This is a genomic window from Isoptericola sp. NPDC019482, assembly GCF_040632295.1.
Lineage (GTDB): Bacteria > Actinomycetota > Actinomycetes > Actinomycetales > Cellulomonadaceae > Isoptericola.
In genome coordinates, this window is record NZ_JBEYBQ010000031.1 from 20,298 (window position 1) to 40,367 (window position 20,070).

General features: G+C 75.8%; 17 protein-coding genes. 11 read left to right on the forward strand and 6 right to left on the reverse strand.

Features of this window, described 5'->3' with window-relative positions; all coding sequences use genetic code 11:
• Window positions 1-217 precede the first annotated feature (217 nt).
• The 5 genes from ABZ493_RS17105 (at window position 218) to ABZ493_RS17125 (ending at window position 4,233) form a co-directional block, all read left to right on the forward strand.
• Window positions 218-1,450 (forward strand): ROK family transcriptional regulator, encoded by a 1,233-nt coding sequence (locus ABZ493_RS17105; protein WP_430583352.1) that lies wholly within the window; start codon window positions 218-220, stop codon window positions 1,448-1,450.
• Complete coding sequence (locus ABZ493_RS17110; protein WP_430583353.1) at window positions 1,447-2,976, forward strand: sulfatase-like hydrolase/transferase; 1,530 nt, start codon at window positions 1,447-1,449, stop codon at window positions 2,974-2,976. The genes ABZ493_RS17105 and ABZ493_RS17110 overlap by 4 nt, the downstream gene beginning before the upstream one ends.
• Window positions 2,973-3,365, forward strand: a complete 393-nt coding sequence (locus tag ABZ493_RS17115) for a DUF202 domain-containing protein (protein WP_430583354.1) — start codon at window positions 2,973-2,975, stop codon at window positions 3,363-3,365. Before ABZ493_RS17110 ends, ABZ493_RS17115 begins: the two co-directional genes overlap by 4 nt.
• A complete protein-coding gene (locus tag ABZ493_RS17120; protein WP_430583355.1) occupies window positions 3,359-3,697 on the forward strand; it encodes a DUF202 domain-containing protein in 339 nt (112 codons plus the stop codon). Before ABZ493_RS17115 ends, ABZ493_RS17120 begins: the two co-directional genes overlap by 7 nt.
• A gap of 80 nt (window positions 3,698-3,777) precedes the next feature.
• Complete coding sequence (locus ABZ493_RS17125; RefSeq protein WP_430583356.1) at window positions 3,778-4,233, forward strand: hypothetical protein; 456 nt, start codon at window positions 3,778-3,780, stop codon at window positions 4,231-4,233.
• A 9-nt stretch (window positions 4,234-4,242) separates the two neighbouring features.
• Here ABZ493_RS17125 and ABZ493_RS17130 read toward each other — a convergent pair whose 3' ends face one another.
• From ABZ493_RS17130 to ABZ493_RS17150, 5 genes are all read right to left on the reverse strand, one after another.
• Window positions 4,243-4,902 carry a response regulator transcription factor gene (locus tag ABZ493_RS17130; RefSeq protein ID WP_430583357.1) on the reverse strand — a complete coding sequence of 220 codons (660 nt, stop codon included), beginning with the start codon at window positions 4,900-4,902 and terminating at the stop codon, window positions 4,243-4,245.
• Window positions 4,899-6,236: a histidine kinase gene (locus ABZ493_RS17135; protein WP_430583358.1), complete on the reverse strand. Its 1,338-nt coding sequence runs from the start codon at window positions 6,234-6,236 to the stop codon at window positions 4,899-4,901. Before ABZ493_RS17135 ends, ABZ493_RS17130 begins: the two co-directional genes overlap by 4 nt.
• Window positions 6,237-6,337: 101 nt before the next feature.
• On the reverse strand, window positions 6,338-7,258 hold the full coding sequence (locus tag ABZ493_RS17140; protein ID WP_430583359.1) for a hypothetical protein: 921 nt from the start codon (window positions 7,256-7,258) through the stop codon (window positions 6,338-6,340).
• A complete protein-coding gene (locus ABZ493_RS17145) occupies window positions 7,258-7,974 on the reverse strand; it encodes an ATP-binding cassette domain-containing protein (RefSeq protein ID WP_430583360.1) in 717 nt (238 codons plus the stop codon). The genes ABZ493_RS17140 and ABZ493_RS17145 overlap by 1 nt, the downstream gene beginning before the upstream one ends.
• Before the next feature lie 158 nt (window positions 7,975-8,132).
• Window positions 8,133-8,732: a TetR family transcriptional regulator C-terminal domain-containing protein gene (locus ABZ493_RS17150; protein ID WP_430583361.1), complete on the reverse strand. Its 600-nt coding sequence runs from the start codon at window positions 8,730-8,732 to the stop codon at window positions 8,133-8,135.
• 73 nt (window positions 8,733-8,805) lie between these two features.
• On the opposite strand from ABZ493_RS17150, the gene ABZ493_RS17155 reads away from it, so the two are divergent.
• Together ABZ493_RS17155 and ABZ493_RS17160 are read left to right on the forward strand one after the other, a co-directional pair.
• The gene (locus ABZ493_RS17155) at window positions 8,806-9,390 is read left to right on the forward strand and encodes a DUF1992 domain-containing protein (RefSeq protein WP_430583362.1); all 585 of its coding nucleotides are present in this window, start codon (window positions 8,806-8,808) and stop codon (window positions 9,388-9,390) included.
• A gap of 107 nt (window positions 9,391-9,497) precedes the next feature.
• Window positions 9,498-9,953, forward strand: a complete 456-nt coding sequence (locus tag ABZ493_RS17160) for a hypothetical protein (protein ID WP_430583363.1) — start codon at window positions 9,498-9,500, stop codon at window positions 9,951-9,953.
• A gap of 85 nt (window positions 9,954-10,038) precedes the next feature.
• On the opposite strand, the gene ABZ493_RS17165 is transcribed toward ABZ493_RS17160, so the two are convergent.
• Complete coding sequence (locus tag ABZ493_RS17165; RefSeq protein WP_430583364.1) at window positions 10,039-10,374, reverse strand: hypothetical protein; 336 nt, start codon at window positions 10,372-10,374, stop codon at window positions 10,039-10,041.
• 63 nt (window positions 10,375-10,437) lie between these two features.
• Between ABZ493_RS17165 and recC the strand changes: the two genes are divergently transcribed.
• Genes recC through ABZ493_RS17185 form a run of 4 tightly spaced genes read left to right on the forward strand, consistent with a single transcriptional unit; the run spans window position 10,438 to window position 20,046 of the window.
• Window positions 10,438-13,911, forward strand: coding sequence for an exodeoxyribonuclease V subunit gamma (recC, locus tag ABZ493_RS17170; protein ID WP_430583365.1), 3,474 nt, complete (start codon window positions 10,438-10,440; stop codon window positions 13,909-13,911).
• Entirely contained in the window at window positions 13,908-17,450 is a 3,543-nt protein-coding gene (locus ABZ493_RS17175) for a UvrD-helicase domain-containing protein (protein WP_430583366.1), read from the forward strand. The genes recC and ABZ493_RS17175 overlap by 4 nt, the downstream gene beginning before the upstream one ends.
• Complete coding sequence (gene recD / locus ABZ493_RS17180; RefSeq protein WP_430583367.1) at window positions 17,447-19,414, forward strand: exodeoxyribonuclease V subunit alpha; 1,968 nt, start codon at window positions 17,447-17,449, stop codon at window positions 19,412-19,414. The genes ABZ493_RS17175 and recD overlap by 4 nt, the downstream gene beginning before the upstream one ends.
• A complete protein-coding gene (locus tag ABZ493_RS17185; protein ID WP_430583368.1) occupies window positions 19,411-20,046 on the forward strand; it encodes an HAD-IA family hydrolase in 636 nt (211 codons plus the stop codon). Before recD ends, ABZ493_RS17185 begins: the two co-directional genes overlap by 4 nt.
• Window positions 20,047-20,070 lie beyond the last annotated feature (24 nt).

The window sequence follows — 20,070 nt, forward strand, 5'->3', positions numbered from 1 at the left end:
ACGCTAAGAAGCGTGCTTTTTTCCGTCAACAACCTGACAGAAAAAAGCACCAAGAGATTCCCGACACCTCCGCCCGCCCAGCCGCGAACCACACGGACATGGCACCCCTGTCCCCGCACCGCCCACCGAGGCGGGTTGTGCCGCGCGCCCCGCTGTATTCACCACGTTTTTTGCCGCCCCCTTGTCGGAAAAAACCGGCCGTTCCTACCCTGGCGCGATGACGACCTCGACCGATGGCACCGCGCTCGTACGGTGGCGGCACGAAGCACGCGTGCTCGCCGCGCTCCGCGAGCACGGCGCGCTCCGGCGCGCCGAACTCGCGGCCGCCGCCGGCCTGTCGCGCACCACGCTCTCCGAGATCGTCGCCGACCTGGTCGGCCGGGGCGCCGTGCGCGTCGTCTCGACCGATGCCGCGCGCCGACGGGGATCCGGCCGGCCCGCGGAGGTGCTCGCCCTCGACCCGTCGTCCGGCCAATACCTGGGCATCGACCTGGCGCACGCCGCCGTGCACGTCGCCGTCGTCGACGCAAGCCACGACGTCATCGCGTCCCAGCAGCGCGACGTTGCCCCTGGGACCGCGTGGAACGAACGGATCCGCACAGCGCTCGACGTGGTGGACGCCATCGCCAGCTCCGGGACGCGACTCGACGCCCTCCAGGGCGTCGGCGTAGGACTCCCCGGCCCGTACTCCCCCGCGTGGTCGGTGGACCGCTCCGGGGCCCGCGACTCGTCAGCCGCCGCGCGCAACGCCGTCGAGGACGCTGTCGGACGCCGGTTCGGCGTCGCGCCCCTCCTCGACACCAACACGAGGCTGGCCGCGCTCGCCGAGGCCGTCCGGACCCCCGGCACCGGCGAGGACCTCGTCTACCTGCGTATCGCCGCCGGCATCGGCGGCGGCATCGTCGTGGGAGGCCGGCTGGTGCACGGAGGACGCGGGCTGTCGGGCGAGCTCGGGCACGCGACCGTCCGGCCGGACGGCCCGCGCTGTCGCTGCGGCAAGCGCGGCTGCCTGGAGACGGTCGCGTCGGTCCCGGCCGTCCTCGCCGCGTGCGTCGAGCGCGGCGTCGAGCTCCGCGGACTCGCCGACCTCGAGCAGGCGGTCGACCGCGCCGACCCGGTCGTCGAAGCCGTGCTGCGCGAGGCGGGAGTCGCCACGGGCCAGGTCCTGGCCGGCACCGTCCTCGCCCTCAACCCCACCGACGTCGTGGTGGGCGGGGCGCTCGCGAGCGTCGCGCCACCGTTCGTCCAGCAGGTCGCGTCCACCATCACGTTCGAGGTGCACCCCATCGACGGCGCGCGCCCCCGCGTCCGCCCCTCCGACCTCGGGGACTCCGGCGGCGCCGTCGGCGCGATCGTCGCCCTGCAGCACCGCACCTCTCTGCTCGTCGACTACCCCGGAGGCCACGACGCCTCCATCGTCACGTCACCACCACGAAGGAGCACCTCATGACCGCAGCAACCGGGCCGAGCGACACGAGGCGCACGAACGTCCTGTTCCTCATGACCGACCAGCACCGGGTGGACACGCTGGGCGCCTACGGCAACCGGATGGCGCAGACCCCCACCCTCGACGCCCTGGCCGCGAGCGGGACCCGGTTCGACCGGTGGTACACCCCGACGGCGATCTGCACGCCGGCGCGCGCCAGCCTGCTCACCGGACAGGCGCCGTTCCGGCACCGCGTGCTGGCCAACCACGAGCGCAACGTCGGGTACCTGGAGGACCTGGAGGACGGCACGTTCACGTTCGTCGAGGCGCTGCGCGAGCACGGCTACAACACCGGCCTGGTGGGCAAGTGGCACGCCGGCACGGTGAAGAACGCGGCCGCGTTCGGCTTCGACGGCCCCGACCTGCCGGGGTGGCACAACCCCGTCGACCACGAGGACTACCTGGCCTACCTGGCCGAGCGCGACCTCCCGCCCTACGAGATCAGCGACCGCATCCGCGGCACCCTGCCCAACGGCGGCCCTGGCAACCTGCTCGCGGCACGGCTCCACCAGCCGCTCGAGGCCACGTTCGAGCACTACCTCGCGACGCGCACGATCGAGATGCTCGAGCGCTACGCCGACGACTTCCGCAGCGGGGCGAGGCCGTTCTTCCTCGAGCTCAACTTCTTCGGCCCGCACCTGCCGTACGTCGTCCCGGACAAGTACTTCGACCTCGTCGACCCGGAGACCGTCCCGCTGCCCCGCTCCATCGCGGAGACCTTCCAGGGCAAGCCACCCGTGCAGGCGAACTACAGCGCGCACTGGACGTTCGACACGATGCCGATCGAGACCACGCGCAAGCTCATCGCCGTGTACTGGGGCTACGTGGCGATGATCGACCTCGAGATCGGGCGGGTCATGGCGGCGCTGGAACGGCTCGGGCTCACGGACGAGACCGCGGTGTTCTTCTCCTGCGACCACGGCGAGTTCACCGGGTCGCACCGCCTGCACGACAAGGGGCCCGCGATGTACGAGGACATCTACCGCACCCCGGGCATCCTGCGGGTCCCCGGCGGGCCGGCGGGGCAGGTCCGCACGGAGTTCGTCAGCCTCCTCGACTGCACGGCCACGATCCTCGACCTGGCCGGCATCGACCCCGCCCCCGCGGTCGACTCCCGGTCCCTTGTCCCCCTGGCGGCGGGCGAGCACCCCGAGTGGGCGGACGACATCGTGTGCGAGTTCCACGGCCACCACTTCCCGTACCCCCAGCGCATGCTGCGCACGGACCGCTACAAGCTGGTAGTCAACCCCGACTCCACGAACGAGCTGTACGACCTCGAGACCGACCCCGACGAGCTCCTCAACGTGTACTCGCACCCGGAGATGGCGGGGGTACGGCACCGCATGATGCGCCGCATCTACCAGGTCCTGCGGGAACGGGGTGACAACTTCTACCACTGGATGACCACGATGTACGACGTCGGCGATGTCGACCACGACCCGACACAGTCCGGGCTCGACGAGACCACCTACGCCGTGGCGCCCGCATGACCCAAGCACCGGCTCGGGAGACGGTCGGGACGCGGCCGCCGTCTCCCCGCTGGGTGTACGCGGAGGGCGCCGACCCGGACCCGAGGTTCTCGCTCGCGAACGAACGCACCTTCCTCGCGTGGATCCGCACCACGCTCGCGCTGGTCGCCGGAGGAGTCGCCCTGGAAGGACTCGACCTCGCGTTCCACCCGGGTCTGCGCGCCGCTGCCGCGCTGCTCCTCCTAGCGATGGGGGTGTGCCTCCCGTTCGTGGCGTACGCCCAGTGGGGCCGCGTCGAGCGCGCGCTTCGCCGCGCGGAGCCACTTCCGGCGAACCACACCGGGCTGGTCGTCGCGGCCGGGACGGTGCTCGTCACCGCCCTGCTCGCGGCCAGCCTCCTGCCATGGTGACACCCTTCGACCCGGGCCTGCAGCCGGAGCGCACCGCGCTCTCCTGGCAGCGCGCCGCCACGGCGTTCACCGTGGCCGGGCTGGTCGTGCTGCGCTGCTCCGCGCACCTCGGCACGCTGCCCGTCGTCGCCGCGTGCTGCGCCCTCGTCCTCGCGGCGGTTGCCGGGTGGACCGGGGGACGACGACGGCGGGCGGTGCGCGAGGCGCTCGCACAGGACCGGCACCCGGGAGGCGGTGCGGCGCTACTCCTGCTCGCCCTGCTCACCGCCGCTGCCGCGGCCCTGGGTGCCGTCGCGGTGCTTGCCGGCACGTCCGCCGGCGGCCCGGCCTGACGACGATCAGCCGTCGGCGCCCCGCCGGCAGCCCGGGGGACGGCGGAGCCCGCCAGGAAGTTCGGGACTAGCCTTCGACCATGTCGGCCGAGACGACCCCCGCCACCGCGGGACGACGGCGTCCCGTCACGCGGTGGCTGCCCCTGGCGTTCGTCGTCGTGGTGGTCGCGTTGGGGGTGGCGCAGATCCTGCCGCTCCCCCGGACCGCCGACGTCGCGGTGCCGCCCGCGGACACCACGGCCGAGGAGGTCGTGCGGGCCCACCTGGAGGCGATCGATGCGCACGACTGCGGCACCGCGCTCGAGCTCGCCGCGCCGTCGTTCGCCACGACCACGGAGTCCATGTGCCGCGACGCCGCGAGCCTGACGACCACCGACCTGCAGACGGTCGGCACCGGCCAGGTCTTCGCCGACTTCGACGTCGACTGGCGGTTCCTCGCCGAGGACGTCTCCATCCCCGAGGGCGGGTTCGGCTGGACGTACTACCTCGACCGCGGCGCGGACGGGTGGCGCATCGAGGACGCCGGCAACGGCTGAGCGGAGCGGTCAGGCGCCCGGGACGACCAGCCCGGCGTCGTACGCCCACACGACGAGCTGCACGCGGTCGCGGGCGCCGGTCTTGGTCATGATCCGGCTGAGGTGCGACTTCACCGTGCTGGGCTCGAGGAACAGCGCCGCGGCGATCTCGGCGTTGGACGAGCCGCGGCACAGCAGCGAGACGATCTCCCGCTCGCGCGCGGTGAGCAGCCCGGTCGCGGCCGGGTCGGCGACGACGGGGCCGCGCCGGCGCGCGAACTCGTCGATGACCCGCCGCGTGAGGGTCTGGTCCACGAGGCCGTCGCCCGCCGCGACGCGCCGCACGGCGTCGACGAGCACCTCCGGCTCGGCGTCCTTGAGCAGGAAGCCGGACGCGCCGGCCTCCAACGCGCCGAAGACGTAGTCGTCGAGGTCGAAGGTGCTCACCACCAGCACGGGCACCGGGTCGACCACGCCTGGGCCGGCGAGCTCGCGCGTCGCGGTGATGCCGTCGCCGCCCGGCATCCGCACGTCCATGCACACGACGTCGGGGCGCTCACGTCGCGCCACGCGCACGGCGTCGGCGCCGTTCGACGCCTCGCCCACCACGTCGATGCCCTCGCTCTGCAGGATCACGGTGAACCCGGCGCGCACCACCGCCTGGTCGTCCACCAGCACGACGCGCGTCACCGGGCATCCCGCCCCGCGGCCACCGCGCGCGCGTCGGCGCCCTCGGGGCGCGGCACGACGAGGCGCACCAGCCAGCCGCCGCCCGACGTGCGGCGCGCGGTCAGGCGGGCCCCGACGAGCTCCGCCCGTTCGGTCATGCCGATGACGCCGTGGCCCGGGCCGGCCCCCTGCGGGGGTGCTGTGGTCACCGACCGGTCGGCGGGCCCGTTGCGCACGGTGACCGCCAGCTCGTCCGCGTCGTAGGCGGTCTCGACGTCGACGGCGCTGCCCGGCGCGTGCCGGCGGGCGTTGGCGAGCGACTCCTGCAGCACCCGGTACACGGTGAGCTGCACGGTGGGCGGCAGGTCGTAGGGCTCGCCGCGCCGCGTCTCCTGCACGCGCGTGCCGGTGCTGCGGGCGAGGTCGAGCAGGGCGGGCACGTCGGCGAGCGTGGGCTGCGGCGCGGACGGCGCGTCGTCGCCCTCTCCTGTGTCGCGGAGGATGCCGACGACGAGGCGCAGGTTCTCGAGCGTCTCCCTGCCCTGCCCGCGGATCCAGCGCAGCGACTCCTTCGCACGATCCGGGTCGTGGGCGACGAGCCGCTCGGCGGCGGCCGCCTGCACGACGATCCCCGACAGGTGGTGCGCCGCGACGTCGTGCAGCTCGCGGGCCATGCGGCCGCGCTCCGCGAGGACGGCCTGCGCGGCGAGCGCCTCACGCTCGCGCTCGGCCTGCGCCACCCGCGCCCGCAGCTGCGCCAGCAGCTCCCGCCGCGTGCCGACGTACGCCCCGACGAGGACCGCGCCGAGGTAGACCACCAGCGTGGACACCAGCCCGCCCCACAGCTGGGTGCCGACGGGCACGCCGAGCTCCGCCACCGACGCCGGCCCGCCCAGCACGTACCCGAGCAGCACCTGCACGACGGCGGCGCCCGCCGCCGCGCCGAGGGCCGGGCGCCGCGGGGCGTGCATCCCCACGGAGTAGGCGGCCACCAGCGTGGCAGGTGTCTGGAAGCTCATATACGCCGGCAGCAGCGGAACCAGGGCCACCTGGCCGAGCAGCACGAGCGCGAGGCACAGCATCGGGAACCGGCGCCGCAGGGTGAGCGCCATCGCCTGCCCGACGAGCACGACGCAGGCGGCCACGAGCGCCCCGGTGCTCATGTCGTCGAACGACGCCTGCGCGCCGAAGGTCTCGCCGAGGCTCGACGACACCACCTGCAGCACCGTCAGGAACAGCGCGACGGACAGCGCCGCGACGACGGCGCCGAGCAGCGCGTCGCGGCCCGTCGGGGTGCGGACGCCCAGGGCGTCGAGCCGCCGGCGCAGCGCGTCGAGCACAGGTCCTCCGAGCATGTTCGAGAGCTTTCACGTGGGATGTCGAGCCCGGCCCACGGTACGCCTCCGAGGGCCGGGCAGGACGTATCGTCGCTGGTCAGGCGGGTATCGATCTGATATCAGGCGAGGTCACGCCGGCGGAAGACGGCGCCCGCCGTGACGAGCAGCACCACCGCCCAGGCGAGCAGCCCCGCCAGCGCCGCGGCAGCGCCGAGCGCCGGGCCGGCGTCCGTCGTCGCGCCGAAGAGCTGGGCCGCCCCCTGACCTGCCGACGCGAGGGAGCCGAGGGTGATCGGCAGCCACGACGTCGCCGTCGTCGCGCCGCCCGTGAGGACGAGCGCGGCGGCCTGGATCATCGGTTCCACGAGGGCGAGCCCGACGACCACGACGATCGCCGCGACCTGCCCCCGCACGAGGGTACCGACCGCGAGCCCGAGCCACGCGAGCAGCACCATGACCGCGAGCCCGCGCGCCCACACGCCGAGCGCCTCGCCCGGCCCGATCGCCAGGCCCGCGCCCGGCGTCGTCGCGATCGCGACGACCAGCCCGACCGCCGTGACCAGCGCGAGCGCCACCCCGATCGCGAGGGCCGCCGTCGCCGTCGCGCCGGCCTTGCCGCCGAGGATCCGCAGCCGGTCCGGCACGGCGAGCGCGGTGGGCACGATGCCGCCGGTGCGGAAGTCGGTCGTGGCCGCGAGCGCCCCGAGCAGCAGCACGCACAGGGCCGTGACGCCGCTCGAGGACGACGCCGGGCCCTGCCCGAGGAGGTCGAGCATCGACCGCTGGGCCGCGGCGGAGCCGAGGTCGGTCGCGGCGGCGAGCCCGGACAGGAGCTCGCTGGTGTCCGCCGGGGACATCTGCGCCCCGACGTGGAACCCGGCGTCCGACCCGCCCAGCGCCTCCAGGGTGCGCAGGGTGCGGGGCAGCACGAGCGTGAGGGCCTGGGTGAGCAGCATCCCCGCGACGGCGACGGCCCCGATCACCCAGGGCGTCCGGGTGGTGCGCAGCTTGAGCAGCTCGGCGCGGAACGCGGCGGACATCAGCGGACTCCTTCGGTGGCGGCGGTGAGGTCGAGGTACACGTCCTCGAGGCTCCGGTCGGGGGTGACGAGCTGGCCCAGCGTGCCCGCGGCGACGACCCGGCCCTGCCCGACGACGACCAGGTCGTCGGCCACCTGCGCCACCTCGCCCAGCACGTGGCTGGCCAGCAGCACCGTGCCGCCGTCGTCGGCGAAGGTGCGGAGCAGCTCGCGCAGCCACCGCATCCCGGCGGGGTCGAGGCCGTTGGCGGGCTCGTCGAGCACCAGGACGTCGGGGCGGCCGAGCAGGGCGGTGGCGATGCCGAGGCGCTGCTTCATGCCGAGCGAGTAGGTGCGCACGCGGCGGTCCGCGGCGGGGACCATGCCGACGGCGGCGAGCACCTCGTCGACCCGGCCGGCCGGGAGGCGCGACGCCGCGGCGAGCACCCGCAGGTGGTCGCGGCCGGTGCGCCCGGGGTGCAGCCCGCCCGCGTCCAGCAAGGCCCCGACCACCTGCGCCGGGCGCTCCAGCTCGGCGTACCAGCGGCCGTCGAACGTCGCCGTGCCGGCGTCCGCCCGGGCCAGGCCGAGCAGCACCTGCAGCGTCGTGCTCTTGCCCGCGCCGTTCGGGCCCAGCAGGCCCACGACCCTCCCGGGCTCCGCGGTGAACCCGACGTCGTGCACGGCCGCGAAGCCGCCGTAGGACTTGTGCAGCCCCTCGATCCGGATGGTGGTCATCCGTCCCCTCCCTCGTCGTCCGGCGCTCCGTCGTCTCACCGGCGCCGGTAACCCGAGCCTCCCGGGCGACCGGGAGGCTGGTCTTGAGGCGGAGGGCGGAACCTGGGTTGCGTCTTTCGGGGGAGGTCGTGCTTCTCGGGGGGCGTCGGGGTGCGCGCTCAGGCCGCGGCGAAGAGGCGGTCCAGGTGCTGGTCGACGGCCGCCAGCGCGGCCTCGGGCCCGATGACGCCGAGATCGAGCAGGGGCGTGAGACCGGTCAGCGCCAGGAGCAGGTCCGTCTCGACGTCGGGGTCGCGGTCGGGGGCGAGCCGACCCTGCCCGATCGCCTGCCGGACGAGGCGCTCGACCGTGGCGCGGCCGTCCCGGAGACCGAGGCCCGCCTGCCGGCGCAGGGCCGGGTCGTGCAGCGCCTCCAGGACGTACGCGGCGCTCATGCGGGACGACGCGCGGGCATCGGGGTGCAGGGGCAGCATCTCCGTGAGCACCACGCGCAGCACGTCCCGGGGGTGCGGCGGTTCCTCGAGCGCGGCGAGCCCGCGTGCGACCCGGTCGGCGGTGCGCTCTGCGGCGAACTCCATCGCGAAGGTCAGCATCGCCGCGCGCGACGCGAAGTAGTGCTGCAGCTGTCCCAGCGACACCCCCGCCTCGCGGGCCACCTCGCGCAGCGTCGCGCGGCTCCAGCCGCGCTGGTCGACGACGCGCCACAGCGCGTGCGCGATCGCCTCGCGTCGCTCCTGGTGGTCCACCAGCTTCGGCACCTCTGCTCCTCCCTGGATGTCCTACGCTTATCACAATACGCTTGACCGAAAACAAGCCTGGACGGGAGGCACGATGACCGACGAGCAGCCTCCGGCAGCCTTCTTCAACCCGTACGCCGTCGCCATCGACGACGAGGTGGCCATCGCGCTGCTCGCCGAGATGCACATCCGCAAGGCGATCGAGCGCGGCGACTTCGACGACCTGCCCGGCAGCGGCAAGCCCCTCGAGCTCCAGGACCTCCACGACCCGGACTGGTGGCTGAAGGCCTTCATGCGGCGCGAGAAGCTCCTGGTGCTGCCGCCCTCGATCCAGCTGCGCAAGGACGACGCCGCCCTGGACGGGCGCCTCGACGAGCTGTGGAGCGAGGACGACGTCCGCGAGGAGGTCGAGGAGTTCAACCGGAGCGTCCTGCGCGGCCGCTACCAACCGGCCGCCGGGCCGCCGCTGGTCACCATGCCGCGCGACGTCGAGGCGACGGTCGCCGCGTGGGCGCAGCGTCGTGCGGCGCGGGCCGCGCAGGCGCGGGAACGGCGTCAGGCCGAGACGCCGGACGGCGGTCGACGCCGTCGGCGCTCCCGCCGGCGGGGACGGCCCGCCGGACACCAGCCCGGAGGCGGACGAACCGACTCGTCGACGGCGAGCGGACGAGATCGATGAGGTGCGTGACGTCGGCCCCGACACCGTCGGCGCCGAGGCTGCCTGGGACCGTCCTGTCTCGCTGTTCCCGCCGCCGCACAGCCGGCCGGCCCCGCTAGGCTCCGACCATGTCGGGGTTCGCGTGGCGGCGGAGCTGCAGAGTTGTCTTGGCCGTGGCGTCTGGCGGCGCAGCCTTGGGCGGCTGCGTCGGCGCACCCGCCGGTTCCTTGGTGGCCACACCAGCACCCGACGCCGCGCCAGCTCAGGTGGTCCAGGCGTTCGTCGACGCCGTGAACGACCGCGACGTGGAAGTCGTCGGAGAGCTGGTGACACCGGACTTCCGCGACCACCTGGATCAGACCTGGTTGGCCCGCGGGTACCTGACCGACGCGACCATCGGCGCGACTTTCGAGGACGCCGGACCGGGAACTGCCTACAGCGAGGGGAAGACCGCCTCGGTGAACCTGACGTTCACGCCCGAGCAGGCCGACCCCTCGATGACGAACGGGGAGTCAGTTACCTGGTCGGTCTTGCTCGTGGAGCAGGACGACCGCTGGGTGGTCTTTGACATGGGAGCCGGCTAGGGATGACCGTGATGAACGGTCGCCCTCTGCGCTACCTCCGGTAGGGGTGCGTCGGTGGGTTGGCTCGACGTCGACGCCGAGGTGATCAGGGGAGGCGTCGGATCCCGCCGCGCGGGTCGCTGACGAACCGCCCCGACCGGCGCCAGTTCAACGTCCGGTCGTCCGCGACGAGCTCCCAGGCGGTCCATCGGTCGTCGTCGCGCCGGCGCACGACGGTGCCGGTCGTGAGGTCCGCGAGGGCCACCTCGGACAGGCTCATGACCCGGTCCGGCCGCAGCCCGACCCTGAACTGGGACTTGCGGACACCACCCTCGCGGAGCCGCCGCACGGCCGCGGCCTTGTCGGGGGCGACCACGCCGAGCTCCGAGTGACACGACGACGCGTCGGCGTCCTCGACCTCGAAGACAAAGATCTGGTCCATCGCCGGAGTGCGGCACGGCACCGGCGAGCGTCGAAGGCGATGCCTGTGGATGACCGACTGCCCATGTCGGCGCAGGCCCGTAACCTGGCCGACGTGCTGCACGTCCATCGGTCCGAGCGCTCCGACGCGCTGGTCGCTCCCCTCGCCGACGTGCTCGCCGTGCCGCCGGACGACCCGTTCACGCCCGACGTCGTCGCCGTGCCCACGCGCGGCATCGAGCGGTGGCTGGCGCAGCGGCTGTCGCACCGGCTCGGCGTCCCCGGGGGCTCGGGCGCGGGCATCTGCGCCAACGTGGACTTCGCGTCGCCGTCGCGGCTGGTCGCGTCGGCCGTGACGGCCGTGACCGGCGTCGAGCCCGACGACGACCCGTGGCGCCGCGCCCGGCTCGTGTGGCCGGTGCTGGAGACGATCGACGCGTCCCTCGACGAGGGCTGGGCGGCGCCGCTCGCGCGGTACGTGGGTGAGGACGGCGACGGCGTGCGGCGCTCGCGCCGGGTCGCGCTCGCGCAGCGTGTGGCGGAGCTGTTCGCCGCGTACGCGCAGCAGCGGCCGAGCCTGCTCGCCGCGTGGCTCGACGGTCGCGACGACGACGGCGCGGGCGCGCCCGTCCCCGACGACCTCGCGTGGCAGCCGCGACTGTGGCGGCGGGTGCGGGAGCGGGTGGACGCGCCCGGCCCGGCGGAGGTGCTGGCGGAGGCGACGGCCGCGCTGCGCGCCGAGCCCGGCGGCGTCGACCTCCCCGCCCGGCTGTCCGTCTTCGGCCCCACCCGGCTGCCGGAGGACCAGCGGCAGGTGCTCGCCGCGCTCGCGCTGCACCGCGACGTCCACCTGTGGCTGCCGCACCCGTCGCCCGCGCTGTGGCAGTCGGTCGAGGGCCTGGTGGCCCAGGGCGCCGTCGCCGGGGCGCGTCGCGACGACCTGCCCCCGGCCGCCCGCCACCCCCTGCTGGCCTCGACCGCACGCGACTCGGTCGAGCTGCAGCTGCGGCTCTCCGGTGCCCTCGACGCCGACGAGGACGGAGCCCCCGAGGTCCGCGTCTCGCCACACCCCGCGCCGGACACGCCGGGCACGCTGCTCGGCGCGCTCCAGGCGGCCCTGCGCACCGACGACCCCGACGCCGCACCGCGGCCCGTCGCCCCCGACGACCGCACCGTCCAGGTGCACGCCTGCCACGGCCGCGCGCGCCAGGTCGAGGTGCTGCGCGAGGTGCTCACCGGGCTGTTCGCCGCCGACCCGACGCTGGAGCCGCGCGACGTCATCGTCATGTGCCCCGACGTCGAGTCGTTCGCCCCGCTCGTGACGGCCACGTTCGGCGCCGCGCCCGACGGCGTCACCCAGGTGCACCCCGGCCAGCGGCTGCGGGTCAGCCTCGCCGACCGCGGGCCCGGCGTGATCAACCCCGTGCTCGGCGTGCTGGCGACCCTGCTGCGGCTCGCCGACGGGCGTGTCACGGCGTCCGAGGTGCTCGACCTCGCCACGACCGAGCCCGTGCGCCGCCGCTTCCGCCTCTCCGACGACGACCTCGACCGCTGGCGCGACTGGGCCGTCGAGGTGGGGGTGCGCTGGGGCGAGGACGGGTCGCGGCGCGAGCGGTTCGGCATCGACCCGCGGGTGCGGCAGGGCACCTGGGACGCCGCGCTGGACCGGGTGCTGCTGGGCGTCGCGATGGCCGAGGAGGACTCGCGGTTCGTGGGCCCGGCGCTCCCGCTCGACGACGTCGGTTCGACGGACGTGGACGTCGCGGGCCGGTTCGCCGAGCTGGTCTCGCGGCTGACCGGGCTGCTCGCCGACCTCGACGGCACGCACCCGCTGGAGCACTGGCTCGACACCCTCGACCGGGCGGTCACGCTGCTCGCCGACCCGGCGCCGGACGACGCGTGGCAGTCGCTGCAGGCGCACCGGGTGCTCGGCGACGTGCGTGCTGCGGGCGCGGGCCGGGCCACCGCGGGCGACGGGCTGCGGCTGGAGGACGTGCGCGCCCTGCTCGCCGACCGGCTGGCCGGCCGCCCCACGCGCGCGGGCTTCCGCACCGGCGCGCTCACCGTGTGCTCGCTGGAGCCGATGCGCGCCGTCCCGCACCGCGTGGTGTGCCTGCTGGGCATGGAGGACGGCGCGTTCCCCCGCTCCGCCACGCCCGACGGCGACGACCTCCTCGCGCGCGACCCGCTGCTGGGCGAGCGCGATCGCCGCAGCGAGGACCGGCAGATCTTCCTCGACGCGCTCACCGCCGCCCGCGAGCACCTGGTGGTGCTGCACTCGGGCGCCGACGAGCGCACGGGCGCCGCCCGCCCGCCCGCCGTGCCCGTCGCCGAGCTGCTGGACGCGCTCGACCGCGTCGGCGAGGTGTCGGACGGCGGACCCGTGCGGCGGCAGGTCGTCGTGCGGCACCCGCTGCAGGTGGTGGGCGAGCGCAACTTCGAGGCCGGCGCGCTCGGCGCCCCGGGCCCGTTCAGCTTCGACACGGCGGCGTTCCGGGGCGCGGAGGCCGGACGCGGGGCGCGCGTCGAGCCGGGGCTGCTCGTGCCCGAGCCGCTCGTCCTCGAGGCCGCCCCCACCACGGAGGTGGACCTCGACGACCTCGTCGCCATGCTCGAGCACCCGGTCCGGTGGTTCCTGCGGACCACGCTCGACGTGCGCGTCGCGCAGGACGAGGACGAGGTCGACGACCGCCTGCCCCTGACGATGGCGCCGCTCGCCGCGTGGGGCGCGGGCGACCGCATCCTCACCGCCGTGCTCGGGGGCACCGACCCGGGCCGGGCGTTCCAGGCGGAGTGGCGGCGCGGCCAGGCCCCGCCGCGCGAGCTGGGGCGGACCGCGCTGCGCGACGTCGTCGAGCGGGTGCAGCCGGTGGAGACGATGGCGCGGCAGGTCCGCGCCGATCAGGCGGCGCGCGCCGTCGACGTGTCCGCCGCGCTCCCCTCGGGCGTCCTCGTCACCGGGACCGTCCCCGGCGTGCACGGCGGCCGCGTCGTGCGCGCGGAGTACTCGAAGCTCGGCCCGAAGCACCGCCTGCGCGCCTGGGTGCAGACCCTCGCCCTCGCGGCCTCTGGCGCTTCGACAGGCTCAGGACGGCGCGGCGACGACGGGCTGCCCACTGGGCAGCAGTGGCACGCGGGGACGGTCGGCCGCGCACCGGGCCGCGGCGCGAAGGCGGCGTGGAGCCTGATCCAGGCCCCCGAGCCCGCCGAGGCGGCCCGCCTCCTCGACGACCTCGTCGCCCTGCGCGCCGAGGCCGCCCACGCGCCGCTCCCCCTGCCGCCCGACGCGTCGCACGCGTACGCGGTCACGCGCGGCGGCGGCACGGGCGATCCCGGGCAGGCGACGAGCGAGGCGCGCTTCACGTGGAACGGCGGCTTCGAGAAGTCCGACGCCTACCACCTCATGGTGTGGGGTGAGGGCGCGTCGTTCGATGCGGTCGCGGGCGTGCCGGCGGACGACGACCGGCGCCGGTTCCCCGACGAGCCCTCCCGGCTGGGCGCGCTCGCCCGTCGGGTGTGGGACCCGTTGCTGGCGCACGAGCAGAAGGGCACGACATGACGGCGGGGACAGGCTTCGGCACCGAAGCAACCGGGGGTCTGGCGGGAGTCCCCGAGCGCCCGGTCTTCGACGTCTGCGGCCCGCTCCCGGAGGGGACCACGGTGCTGGAGGCGAGCGCCGGCACGGGCAAGACGTTCACGATCGCGGCGCTCGCGACGCGGTTCGTCGCCGAGGGTCGCGCCGAGCTGCGCGAGCTCATGCTGGTGACGTTCGGGCGCGCGGCGACGTCGGAGCTGCGCGACCGCGTCCGCGAGCGGCTGGTGAGCGCCGAGCGGGCGCTGCGCGGCGCGGACCCGGCGGCCAGCGACGACCCGGTCGTGGCGCTGCTCGCCGACGTCGACGCCGAGGAGCTGGACCGCCGCCGCGCGCGCCTGACCGCCGCGCTTTCCCAGCTCGACGCCGCGACCATCACCACGACGCACGGCTTCTGCCAGCAGATGCTCACGTCGCTCGGCATCGCGGCCGACGTCGACCCCGCGGCGACGTTCGTGGCCGACGTCGCCGACCTCGTGCGCGAGGTGTCCGACGACCTGTACGTGCGCCGGTTCTCCGACGAGGCGCACCCCGCGCTCACCCCCTCGATGGCCGCCGACCTCGGCCGCGCCGCCGTCAGCGACCACCAGGCCGTCGTCGAGCCCGCCGAGCCGGGCGGGGGTGCGCCGTCCACCCCGGGCGCGCTGCGGCGGGCGGTCGCCCAGGAGACCCGCGACGAGACCCTGCGCCGCAAGCGCGCGCAGCACCTGCTGGACTACGACGACCTGCTGGTCATGCTGCGCGACGCGCTCGCCGACCCGGAGCACGGCCCCGTCGCCGCCGAGCGCGTGCGCTCGCGGTTCCGCGTGGTGATGGTCGACGAGTTCCAGGACACCGACCCGGTGCAGTGGGAGATCCTGCGCACCGCGTTCCACGGCCACCGCACGCTGGTGCTCATCGGCGACCCCAAGCAGGCGATCTACGCCTTCCGCGGCGCCGACGTCGTCGCGTACCTCGACGCGCAGCAGGACGCGACCGCCGTCGCCACGCTCGGCACCAGCTGGCGCAGCGACGAGCCGCTCCTGCGTGCCCTCGACACGCTGCTCGGCGGGGCGGCGCTGGGCGACGAGCGGATCGTCGTACGGCCGGTGGACGCCGCGCACCGCGGGTCGCGCTTCGACGGCGGCGCGCCGCTGCGGCTGCGGCAGGTGACGCGCGCGTCGCTCGGCATGTCCCCGGGCGAGACACCGCCGGTGGGGCCGCCGCGGCAGCTCGTCGCGGCAGACGTGGCGGCCGACATCGCCGGCCGCCTGGGCCGCGACCGGCTGGCAGACCGGGACACCGGGGCCGAGCAGGGCGCGTGGCGCCCGCTCGAGCCGCGCGACGTCGCCGTGCTCACCCGCACCAACGCGCAGGCCGAGGCGGTCCGGTCGGAGCTGACGAAGCGCGGCGTGCCCGCCGTCGTCTCCGGGCTGTCGAGCGTCTTCGCGACGCCGTCGGCCCGCGACTGGCTCACCCTGCTCGCCGCGCTGGAGCAGCCGGGCGCCCACGGACGCGCCGCCGCGCTCGCCCTGACGCCGTTCGTCGGCTGGGACGCGGAGCGACTCGCGACCGCGGACGACGCCGCGCACGACGCGCTCGCCGACACCGTGCGGCGCTGGTCGCGACTGCTGTGGTCGCGCGGCGTCGCCGCGCTCCAGGAGGCGGTGACGCGCGACGGCCTGGCGGAGCGGCTGATGCGCACCAGCACCGGCGAGCGCCACCTCACCGACCTGCGGCACGTGGGCGAGGTGCTGCACGCGGCGGCGGTCACGGAGGGGCTGGGGGCGTCGGCACTCACGGCGTGGCTGCGCCGGCGCATCCGCGAGGCCGCACAGGACTACGACGAGGAGCGCAGCCGCCGCCTGGAGACCGACGCCGCGGCGGTACAGGTCGTCACGGTGCACGCCAGCAAGGGTCTGGAGTTCGGCGTCGTCTACGTGCCGTTCGCGTGGGACCGGTTCGAGCCGCGCCAGCCCGAGGTGCTGCGGTTCCACGCCGGCGACGGGCGCCGCATCCTGCACGTGGGCGGCCCCGGTTCCTTCGGGTACGACGCCGCGCTGGAACGGCACCGGCGCGAGGAGGGCGGCGAGGACCTGCGCCTGTTGTACGTGGCTTTGACGCGCGCCCGGCACCAGGTGGTGGCGCACTGGGCCCCGTCGAAGGCGAACACCGCGAAGGCGGGCCTGACGCGGGTGGTGCTGGGCGACCGCACGCTCGGCGGCGAGCCCGCGCCGCACGCCCCCCAGCAGGCCATGCGCGACGACGCGGTCCGGGCGGCGCTCGGGACGCTCGCCCAGGACGCGGGCGGCACGATCGCCGTCGAGGAGGTGCTCGCGGCCCCGTCCACCGAGCGCTGGCAGCCGCCGGCCGAGGACGAGCCCGAGCTCGGCGTCGCCCACCTCGACCGGGTGCCCGACCCGACGTGGCGGCGCGCGTCGTACTCCGCGCTCACCGCCGCGGCCCACCACGGGGGCCGGTCGGGCGCCGCGGCGACCGCCCCTGCGACGGCAACCGGTGCCGCACCGGGCGGGGTCACCTCGGAGCCCGAGGGCGGCGGGATCCAGGACGAGCCGGCCGAGGCGGCGCCGACGGCGGTGCGGCCCGGCGGCACCGTCGACCCCGGAGACGCGCCGGGCGCCGACCTGCCGTCGCCGATGTCGGGCCTGCCGGCGGGCACCGGCTTCGGCACCCTCGTGCACGAGGTGCTGGAGTACGCGGACACCGCCGCGCCCGACCTCGACGCCGAGCTGCTCGCGCGGTGCGCGGCCGCGGCGACCACGCGGGTGCCGGGCACGGACCCGGCCGAGCTGGCCGCCGCGCTGGGCGTCGTCGCGCGGACTCCGCTCGGCCCCCTGGCGGGCGGTCGCACACTTGCGGAGATCACGCCGCGCGACCGGCTCGCCGAGCTGGAGTTCGAGCTGCCCCTCGCCGGGGGCGACGACGCCGGCACCCACGGCGGCGCCCCGCAGAGCAGCGTCCCCACCCCCGAGGGCGCCACCCTGGCCGGGATCGCCGCGCTGCTGGGCCGCTACCTCGGCGACGACGACCCGTTCGCCGGTTACCCCGCCGTGCTGGCGGAGCTCGCTGCCGCGGATCCCACGGCTCGTCCCCTGCGCGGCTACCTCACGGGGTCGATCGACGCGGTGCTGCGCGTGCCCGGGGACGACGGCGCCCCGCGCTTCCTCGTCGTCGACTACAAGACGAACCGGCTCGGCACGTTCGACGCCCCGCTCACGGCGCACGACTACCGGCCCGAGGCCACGGTCGACGCGATGCTCCACGCGCACTACCCGCTGCAGCTCGTGCTCTACCTCGTGGCGCTGCACCGCTACCTGGCGTGGCGGCTGCCCGCCTACGACCCGGAGGTGCACCTCGGCGGCGGGCTCTACCTGTTCGTGCGCGGCATGTGCGGCCCGGACACCCCCACGGGCCCCGACGGCGCGCCGCACGGCGTCGTGTCGTGGGTTCCGCCGCGCGGGCTCGTGCCCGCGCTGTCCGCGCTGCTGGACGGAGACGACGCATGACCGGCACCACCACCCTCCCGGCCGGCCCGGCCGAGCGAGCCGGAGTCTTCGGCGACGTCCGCCTCGCCGCCGCGGCGCCCGGCCTGCTGCGGGAGTTCAACGCCGCAGGGCTCGTCGCCGCGACGGACGTGCACGTCGCGACGCGGCTCGGCCGGCTGACGGGAGAGGACGACCCGACGGTGCTGCTCGCCGTCGCGCTCGCCGTCCGCGCGCTGCGCGGTGGGTCCGTGTGCGTGCGGCTCGACGACCCGGACGAGCTCGCGACACTGGCCCTGCCGGAGGACGCCGACCGGGGCGAGGCCCTCGCGGACGGCACCGGGGATGCCGCTCCCCCGCCGTGGCCGGAGCACGCGGCGTGGGTGCGGGCCATCGAGGCCAGCCCCCTGGTGGCCCTCGGCGCAGAGGGCCCGGAGGACCGGCCGGCGCGCTGGGTCGGCGGGCGGCTGTACCTGGACCGGTACTGGCGCGACGAGCTCACCGTGCGACGACTGGTCGACGCGCGCCTCCAGGCCCCGCCCCTCGCGCCCGCGGGCGCAGACCGGCTGGAGGCCGCCCTCGCCCGCCTGTTCCCCGAGGCCGGCGACGTACGGCAGCGGCTCGCCGCGGCCCACGCCGCCGGCCGCAGGCTCACGGTGCTCACCGGCGGGCCGGGCACGGGCAAGACGACGACGGTCGCGCGGCTGCTCGCCGTGCTGCACGACGTCGACGGCCCCGCCCTGCGGGTCGCCCTCGCCGCGCCGACGGGCAAGGCCGCCGCCCGGCTGCAGGAGGCGGTGCGCGACGTCGTCGGCGACCTGTCGCCCGAGGACCGCGACCGCACCGGCAGCCCGGAGGCCACGACGGTGCACCGCCTGCTCGGCTACCGCAGCGCCACCCGGTTCCGGCACCACGCCGGCCACCACCTGCCGCACGACGTCGTCGTCGTCGACGAGACGTCGATGGTGCCGCTGTCGCTCATGGCGCGCCTGCTCGAGGCGCTGCGCCCGGACGCGCGGCTCGTCCTCGTCGGCGACCCGGACCAGCTCGCGTCGGTCGAGGCCGGGGCCGTGCTGGGCGACCTCGTCGCGCGGCCGCCGGTGGTCGAGCGCCTGACCGGGCACGTCACCACCACCCCGCCGGCCGGCGAGCCGGACGGGGACGCGGCCCTGGCCAACGGCGTCGTGCGGCTCGTCACGGTGCACCGCCAGGACGAGCGCTCCGCGATCCTGCCGCTCGCGGCCGCCATCCGGGACGGCGACGCGGACGCCGTCCTCGACGTCCTGCGCGCCGGCGCGGGCGGCGTCGAGCTGGTCGAGGCGGACACCGAGCGCCTCGACGAGGCGGCGGTGCAGGGCCTGCACGCGGACGCCGTCGACGCGGGCCGGCGTCTGGTCACGGCAGCGCGCGCGGGCGACGCGGCCGGGGCGCTGGAGGCGCTGGGCGCGCACCGGGTCATGGTGGCGCACCGTCGCGGGCCGGTCGGCGTGGCCCGCTGGGCGGCGCAGGTCGAGGCCTGGGTCGAGGAGGCGACAGCCGACACCGCCCTGCCTCCGGCGGCATCGGGGACGCCGTGGGTCGTGGGCCGCCCCCTGCTCGTGACGACCAACGACGCCGACGTCGGCCTCTACAACGGCGACACCGGCGTGCTGGTCGCCGAGGGCGACCCTGCCGACGGCGCGGTGGTCGCGGCGTTCGGCGACCCGCGCGCACCCCTGCGCGTGCGCACCCACCGGCTGCCACCCGTCGAGACCGTGCACGCCATGACGGTGCACCGCGCGCAGGGCAGCCAGTTCCGCCGCGTCTCCCTGGTGCTGCCGCCGCCCTCGTCGCCGCTGCTCACCCGTGAGCTGCTGTACACGGCGGTCACCCGCGCCCAGGAGTTCGTGCGCGTGGTCGGCACCGCCGACGCCGTGCGCGCGGCGGTCGCGCACCCCGTCCGCCGCGCGAGCGGGCTGCGCGAACCGTTGCCCGGGGGCGCGGCGTGACGACGGTGCGGGTCCTGATGGTCGACGTCGACGGCGTGCTCGTGCGCCGCCCGGACGGGCGCCGCTGGGACGCGGACCTGCACGCCGACCTGGGGATCGACCCGGCAGGTCTTCAGGACCTGTTCTTCCACGCGCACTTCGACGACGTCCTCGCGGGGCGCGCGGATCTGTTCGAGCGGCTGGACCTGGTGCTGCCCGCGCTCGGGCCGGTGACCTCGCGGGAGCTCGTCGACTACTGGTTCACGCACGACGCCACGCTCGACACGGAGCTCCTCGACGACCTCGCGACGCTGCGATCCCGGGGGACCGACCTCCAGCTCGCCACCGTGCAGGAGCATCATCGGGCCCGCTACCTCTGGCACGACCTGGCGCTCCGCGACCGCTTCACCGCGATCCACTACGCCGCCGACGTCGGCCACCGCAAGGGAGACACCGGGTTCTACCGCGTCGTCGTGTCGCGTACCGGTCTGGAACCGTCGGAGCACTGCCTGGTCGACGACCGCCTCGGGAACGTCGAGACGGCCCGGGCGGCGGGATGGCGCGCCGTCCTCTGGACCCCAGGGCTCCGGATCGCCGACGCGCTCGCCGCCGTGGGGCACGCCACCTCCCACGACGGCGGTGACGAGGAATAGGCACGACGTCGCCGAGGGTTGTCC

Excerpts from the sequence above, each read along its gene's own strand:
- ABZ493_RS17105 (WP_430583352.1), top strand. The coding sequence starts at position 218 with ATGACGACCTCGACCGATGGCACCGCGCTCGTACGGTGGCGGCACGAA.
- ABZ493_RS17110 (WP_430583353.1), top strand. The coding sequence starts at position 1,447 with ATGACCGCAGCAACCGGGCCGAGCGACACGAGGCGCACGAACGTCCTG.
- ABZ493_RS17115 (WP_430583354.1), top strand. The coding sequence starts at position 2,973 with ATGACCCAAGCACCGGCTCGGGAGACGGTCGGGACGCGGCCGCCGTCT.
- ABZ493_RS17120 (WP_430583355.1), top strand. The coding sequence starts at position 3,359 with ATGGTGACACCCTTCGACCCGGGCCTGCAGCCGGAGCGCACCGCGCTC.
- ABZ493_RS17125 (WP_430583356.1), top strand. The coding sequence starts at position 3,778 with ATGTCGGCCGAGACGACCCCCGCCACCGCGGGACGACGGCGTCCCGTC.
- ABZ493_RS17135 (WP_430583358.1), bottom strand. The coding sequence starts at position 6,236 with ATGCTCGGAGGACCTGTGCTCGACGCGCTGCGCCGGCGGCTCGACGCC.
- ABZ493_RS17140 (WP_430583359.1), bottom strand. The coding sequence starts at position 7,258 with ATGTCCGCCGCGTTCCGCGCCGAGCTGCTCAAGCTGCGCACCACCCGG.
- ABZ493_RS17145 (WP_430583360.1), bottom strand. The coding sequence starts at position 7,974 with ATGACCACCATCCGGATCGAGGGGCTGCACAAGTCCTACGGCGGCTTC.
- ABZ493_RS17155 (WP_430583362.1), top strand. The coding sequence starts at position 8,806 with ATGACCGACGAGCAGCCTCCGGCAGCCTTCTTCAACCCGTACGCCGTC.
- ABZ493_RS17160 (WP_430583363.1), top strand. The coding sequence starts at position 9,498 with ATGTCGGGGTTCGCGTGGCGGCGGAGCTGCAGAGTTGTCTTGGCCGTG.
- ABZ493_RS17165 (WP_430583364.1), bottom strand. The coding sequence starts at position 10,374 with ATGGACCAGATCTTTGTCTTCGAGGTCGAGGACGCCGACGCGTCGTCG.
- recC (WP_430583365.1), top strand. The coding sequence starts at position 10,438 with ATGTCGGCGCAGGCCCGTAACCTGGCCGACGTGCTGCACGTCCATCGG.
- ABZ493_RS17175 (WP_430583366.1), top strand. The coding sequence starts at position 13,908 with ATGACGGCGGGGACAGGCTTCGGCACCGAAGCAACCGGGGGTCTGGCG.
- recD (WP_430583367.1), top strand. The coding sequence starts at position 17,447 with ATGACCGGCACCACCACCCTCCCGGCCGGCCCGGCCGAGCGAGCCGGA.